This is a genomic window from Mesorhizobium sp. M7A.F.Ca.CA.002.09.1.1 (genome assembly GCF_003998555.1).
GTDB classification, from domain to species: Bacteria; Pseudomonadota; Alphaproteobacteria; order Rhizobiales; family Rhizobiaceae; genus Mesorhizobium; species Mesorhizobium ciceri.
Genome location: NZ_RZRR01000362.1, coordinates 1 through 5,216, shown reverse-complemented (window position 1 = coordinate 5,216; position 5,216 = coordinate 1). Strand labels below are relative to the sequence as shown.

The following is a 5,216-nucleotide window of genomic DNA, read 5'->3' as shown; positions in this document are numbered from 1 at the left end:
GGCCCAGACGATCGGGCTGCATGCCGGCTTGAACTTGCCTGGTGGGGGCAGCACAGTCGCCGCCGATGGCATGGCGCTCGCGTTGTCAGTCCATCGGGTTCGGGTGACGGGGGGAGATCGGATGCCGATGAATTTTGCAGGACGGTTCAGCGACCGGGTGGCGGTCATCACCGGTGGCGCATCGGGCATTGGTCTGGCGGTGGCGCAGAGGATTGTCGAAGAAGGCGGACGGGTTTCGGTCTGGGATCGCGATCCCGCCCAGATCGAACAGGCCAAGGCCGTCATCCCCAGTCTTCACGGCATCGCTATCGACGTTGCCGATGCCGCAGGCGTGGAGCGCGCTGCCCGGTCAACGCTCGAAGCGCTTGGCGGTGTCGATATCCTGGTCACCAGCGCGGCGATCACCGGGCCGAACATGACGACCTGGAACTATTCGGCGGAAGATTGGCAGAAGGTCATCGACATCAACATCAACGGCGTCTTCTACTGCAACAAGGCGCTCGTGCCGCACATGCTCGAGCGCAACTATGGCCGCATCGTCAACATCGCCTCGATCGCCGGCAAGGAAGGCAATCCCAACGCCTCCGCCTACAGCACGTCCAAGGCCGCGGTGATCGGCCTGACCAAGTCGCTCGGCAAGGAACTGGCCAAGACCGGGGTGACGGTCAATTGCGTCACGCCGGCGGCCGTGCGCACCGCGATCTTCAAGCAGATGAGCCAGGAGCACATCGACTTCATGCTGTCCAAGATACCGATGGCGCGCTTTGGCGAGGTCGACGAGGTGGCGGCGCTGATCTGCTGGATCGCCTCGGAAGAGTGTTCGTTCACGACGGCCGCCGTGTTCGACGTTTCCGGCGGCCGCGCCACCTACTGAGGCAGAACGAATCTCAATTCCACGTGACGGTGCAACGGACGGAGCATGCGGGCGTATAGTTGGACGCCTCGAAGCGACAAGTCGCGACAAGGTAGCGGGAACCATGACACGGAATGCAGCCGTCAGGCGGGAGTTTGCTACTTTTGCTTAGAGCCGAATCTGCCGCACTGTCCGACGATGAGCTTCTGGACCGCTATCAGCGCGCCGCCTTCGATTATTTCCTCGATAACGTGAACCCCGAAAACGGACTGGTCGCGGACACATCGCGGCCGAATTCGCCGGCCAGCATCGCTGTCGTCGGCTTCGCGCTGTCCAGCTATCCGATCGGCGTCGAGCGCGGCTGGATGACGCGCGATGCCGCCGCGAAGCTGACGCTGGCCGCGCTGCGTTTCTTCTCGACCAGCCGGCAAGGCAATAGCGACGACGTCACCGGCCATAAGGGTTTTTACTACCACTTCCTCGATATGCGGACCGGCCTGCGCGTCTGGCGCTGCGAACTGTCGATGGTGGATACGGCGTTGCTGATATCAGGCATGCTGGTGGCGAGCGCTTATTTCTCCGGTGACGATGACGAGGAAGCCGAAATCCGCCAACTGGCCGAGGCGCTCTACCGGCGCGTCGACTGGCGGTGGGCACAAGGTTCAAGCCCGACCCTGCGGCAAGGCTGGAAGCCAAAGAGCGGCTTTCTGCACTATGGCTGGGAGGGCTACAACGAAGCGACGATCCTCTACGTGCTGTCGATGGCCTCGCCTGACAGTCCAACCTCGGATAACAGCTACGAGGGCTGGACGGCGACCTATCAGTGGGAAAACATCTACGGCTACGACGTGCTGTATGGCGGCCCATTGTTCATGCACCAGTTCTCGCATGCCTGGATCGATTTCGCCGGCATCCGCGACGCCTTCATGCGCGAGAAGAACTCGGACTATTTCGAAAACAGCCGCCGCTCGACCTATCTGCATCGCGACTATGCGCGCCACAACCCTTACGGCTATGACGGCTATGAAGAGAACCTTTGGGGACTTTCGGCGGGCGACGGGCCGGGCGGCTTCCGCACCAGCGTGGAGCGACAGCGCCGGCGGTTTTCCGGCTATGCCGCGCGCGGCGCTCCGTTCGGGCCCGATGACGGGACGATCGCCCCTTGGTCCTATCCGGCATCACTGCCTTTCGCGCCGGAGATCTGCCTGGCGGCGCTGCGCCATCTCGGTGATCGCTACCCCGAGGTGATCGACAATTTCCGGCTGCCGAGCGGCTTCAATCCGACATTGGCGAACCGGCGTAAATTCGGGAGGCACGGCTGGGTGTCGGAGGGCCACTATGGGCTGGATCAGGGTATCGTGGTGATGATGATCGAGAACCATCGGTCAGGGCTGATCTGGAAGCTGATGCGGTCCAATCAGCATATCCGTCGCGGCCTGCACAAGGCCGGATTCAATGGCGGCTGGCTGTCTCAGCCGGCAAGCCCGGCGTCAGGTGGCGGCAATGTCGCGTGACCGGACCAGGACCACCGCCTTCCCCGTCGACAGCAACGACATCAGTCTGATCGCGAGCGCCCATCCGCCGCACTGGAAGAACCCGCAGCCGGACGGTCCCTACAACCTCGTCGTCATCGGTGCCGGGCCGGCTGGGCTGACTGCCGCCTACGAAGCGGCCGGCCTCGGCGCAAAGGTCGCGCTCATCGAGCGCAATCTGATCGGCGGAACTTGCGTCAATGTCGGTTGCATCCCGTCCAAGTCGATCATCCGCACCGCAAGGCTTTATGCCGACATGCGCGATGCCGAGAATTTCGGCGGCGACATGCCGGACCGTCTTCACGTCGACTTTCCGCGCGCCATGACGCGGATGCGGCAGATCCGGCAGCGGATCAGCCGCGCGGATGCCGCCGATAGGCTGGTTTCCGAAGGCATCGACCTTTATTTCGGCGAAACGCTGTTTTCCGGACCGGACGCTGTCACGGTCGCCGGACAAACCTTGCGTTTCAGGAAGGCGCTGATCGCGACAGGCGCGCGCCCGAGGCTGCCGACGATTCCAGGCCTTGCCGAGGCCGGCTATCTCAGCAACGAGACCATGTTCGAGCTCACGGAGTGCCCGAAGCGGCTTCTGGTCATTGGCGGCGGACCGCTCGGCTGCGAGGCGGCGCAGGCCTTCTGCCTGCTCGGTGCCAAGGTCATCCTGGCGCAACGGGAACCGATGTTCCTGCCCGGCGAGGAACGCGACGCCGCCCAGATCCTTTCGGACGCGCTGGCGCGCGAAGGTGTCGAGGTTCGCCTCAACACCGAGGTGGTAGCGGTGCGAACGGAAGGCGGCAAGAAGCTCGCCGACCTGGTGTGCGACGACATCACGACAACGATTTCCGTCGACGAGATCATCACCGGCATCGGCCGATCGCCCAATGTCGACGGCCTCGACCTGGAAAACGCCGGGGTGGCATACGATGCCGACGGTATCAAGGTGGACGATTATCTCCGCACCACAAATCCGCACATCTATGCGGCGGGCGATGTCTGCCTCGCCTACAAATTCACCCACACCGCCGAGGCCACAGCTCGCATGGTCGTGCGCAATGCCCTGTTTCTCGGACGCAGGAAACTGAGCGAGCTGGTCATTCCGTGGTGCACCTACACCGATCCGGAGATCGCCCATGTCGGCCTCTATCCGGCGGAGGCGCGCCAGAACGGCATCCCGGTCAAGACTTATACGGTGCTGATGCACGATGTCGCCCGGGCGGTCATGGACGGCGAGGAGGAGGGTTTCGTCAAAATCCACGTCAGGGAAGGGTCCGACCGCATCCTGGGCGCCACGGTCGTCGCCAGCCATGCCGGTGAGATGATCAATGCGGTGTCGCTGGCCATCAAATCGGGCATGGGATTGCGTGCGCTGGCCGACGTCATCCATCCCTTCCCGACGCAGGCGCTAGGCATAAAGATGGCCGGCGACACCTATCGGCGGACAAGGCTCACCTCATCATGGAAGCATCTGGCTGGCCGCTGGTTGGCGTGGTCCAGGCGATGGTGACATTCCGGCAGCCTGCCGCAGCTGGTGCATCGGACATTCGGCGACGATGCGGCGCTTGACGAAAGCCTCGTCGACCATCTCGGATATCCGCCAAACGTCGGTGCCATCCAGAGGTTAGCCGGCTCTATATTTCCGCGGATCCTGCGGGCCCTGCCGACCGCGACTCCAATTTCGTGGCTGCCCTGTCAGAGTGCGTGCAGAAGTTCTTGCCGAATGGGCTCGAGATAGGTTTGCGGATGCAAGCGTCCCCAAACATGGTCGCGCTCGGTCAGATGCTTAACCTGCTCTATCCAGCGCCTTGGCGCATCGGGGTCCCTGACCTCATGCCAGTCGTCGACGACAATGACCGGCAGACCCTGATAGAGCGGGTCGAGCGGCGAGGTCTTGGTGACGACGATGCAGCCGAGATAGAACAGCTCCCATGTCCTATGGCAGTCCAGGCCGTTGCCTTCGGTGGACAGGACAAGCGGGTATTGCGAGTACAGTTGCCAGATCGAGCGCTGCGAGACGCGTTTCGCCAGGAAATCGACATGCGGACATCCGCGCAGGACATCAAGCAGTTCCCGGCGCTGTCTCGAGCCATTGCTGATGCTGAAATCAGAGAACAGTCTGGGCGGGCGGCGGTCCACATGATCCTGCCGGGCGCGTATGATTTCCAGTTGCTTCACAAGCCCTTCCGGCGTGGCGAAGGACCGAGGCGTGTGAAGATCGAGCCCGATCGGGAAAGGCTTGACCCTGGGGTGAGTGCCGTCACAATTCTGGCTGTACCAGGAGACCAGGAAGGGGTTGGCGAGAAGCTGGTCGACGGTGCCCTTCGCCAGATCAGACGGCACCGAAGCATCGCCATCGGTCGTCAGCAGCGTGAACGGTGCCGTGATCGTCGGCAACACGATCCTGACGAACGTGTCGAGATCACAGGTTTGCGCATCCCTGGACAAGGTGCTCAGACGCAGCCAGACGATGCCATGTGCGCCGCTGTAATGCTGGCGGAAAAATGCCTCGCTCTGTGTCGATGCGGTTGACGCGTTGCGATACCAGCGCGGCCCGGCGAAATCGCAGAAATGTCCGATCCCCTGCGACCACAGCACGGGCGGAACGCCAAGAAATCTCAGCGCCCTGGAATAGACGGCTCTTTTGACTGCCCTTCGCAACCTGCCCATGGGCAACTCCTAGCGCGGATGCCAATACCGTTGCAACGTGCTGCCCGACATATTCGCCTTGAGCGGAACAAAGGCCAAAAGTTTCCCCGCAATACCCCTTCCGGCTCCGGAGAACCCAACTTACGACAGGCGCAGCCGCCGGCGAGGCTCGATCTACAGACTTGATT

At 62.6% G+C, this 5,216-nt stretch carries 4 protein-coding genes; 3 read left to right on the top strand and 1 reads right to left on the bottom strand.

Translation table 11 applies throughout. The features are described 5' to 3' along the window. The first annotated feature begins 121 nt into the window (after positions 1–121). From EN994_RS16875 to EN994_RS16865, 3 genes are all read left to right on the top strand, one after another. A complete protein-coding gene (locus EN994_RS16875; RefSeq protein WP_013528140.1) occupies positions 122–874 on the top strand; it encodes an SDR family NAD(P)-dependent oxidoreductase in 753 nt (250 codons plus the stop codon). A 143-nt stretch (positions 875–1,017) separates the two neighbouring features. Beyond that, complete coding sequence (locus tag EN994_RS16870) at positions 1,018–2,367, top strand: glucoamylase family protein (RefSeq protein WP_013528141.1); 1,350 nt, start codon at positions 1,018–1,020, stop codon at positions 2,365–2,367. After that, positions 2,357–3,889, top strand: coding sequence for a mercuric reductase (locus EN994_RS16865; RefSeq protein ID WP_063169868.1), 1,533 nt, complete (start codon positions 2,357–2,359; stop codon positions 3,887–3,889). The genes EN994_RS16870 and EN994_RS16865 overlap by 11 nt, the downstream gene beginning before the upstream one ends. A 185-nt stretch (positions 3,890–4,074) precedes the next feature. On the opposite strand, the gene EN994_RS16855 is transcribed toward EN994_RS16865, so the two are convergent. Next, the gene (locus tag EN994_RS16855; RefSeq protein ID WP_063169867.1) at positions 4,075–5,049 is read right to left on the bottom strand and encodes a hypothetical protein; all 975 of its coding nucleotides are present in this window, start codon (positions 5,047–5,049) and stop codon (positions 4,075–4,077) included. Positions 5,050–5,216 lie beyond the last annotated feature (167 nt).

What these genes read in the sequence shown, in the direction of transcription:
- EN994_RS16875 (WP_013528140.1), top strand. Translation starts at nt 122, where the DNA reads ATGCCGATGAATTTTGCAGGACGGTTCAGCGACCGGGTGGCGGTCATC.
- EN994_RS16865 (WP_063169868.1), top strand. Translation starts at nt 2,357, where the DNA reads ATGTCGCGTGACCGGACCAGGACCACCGCCTTCCCCGTCGACAGCAAC.
- EN994_RS16855 (WP_063169867.1), bottom strand. Translation starts at nt 5,049, where the DNA reads ATGGGCAGGTTGCGAAGGGCAGTCAAAAGAGCCGTCTATTCCAGGGCG.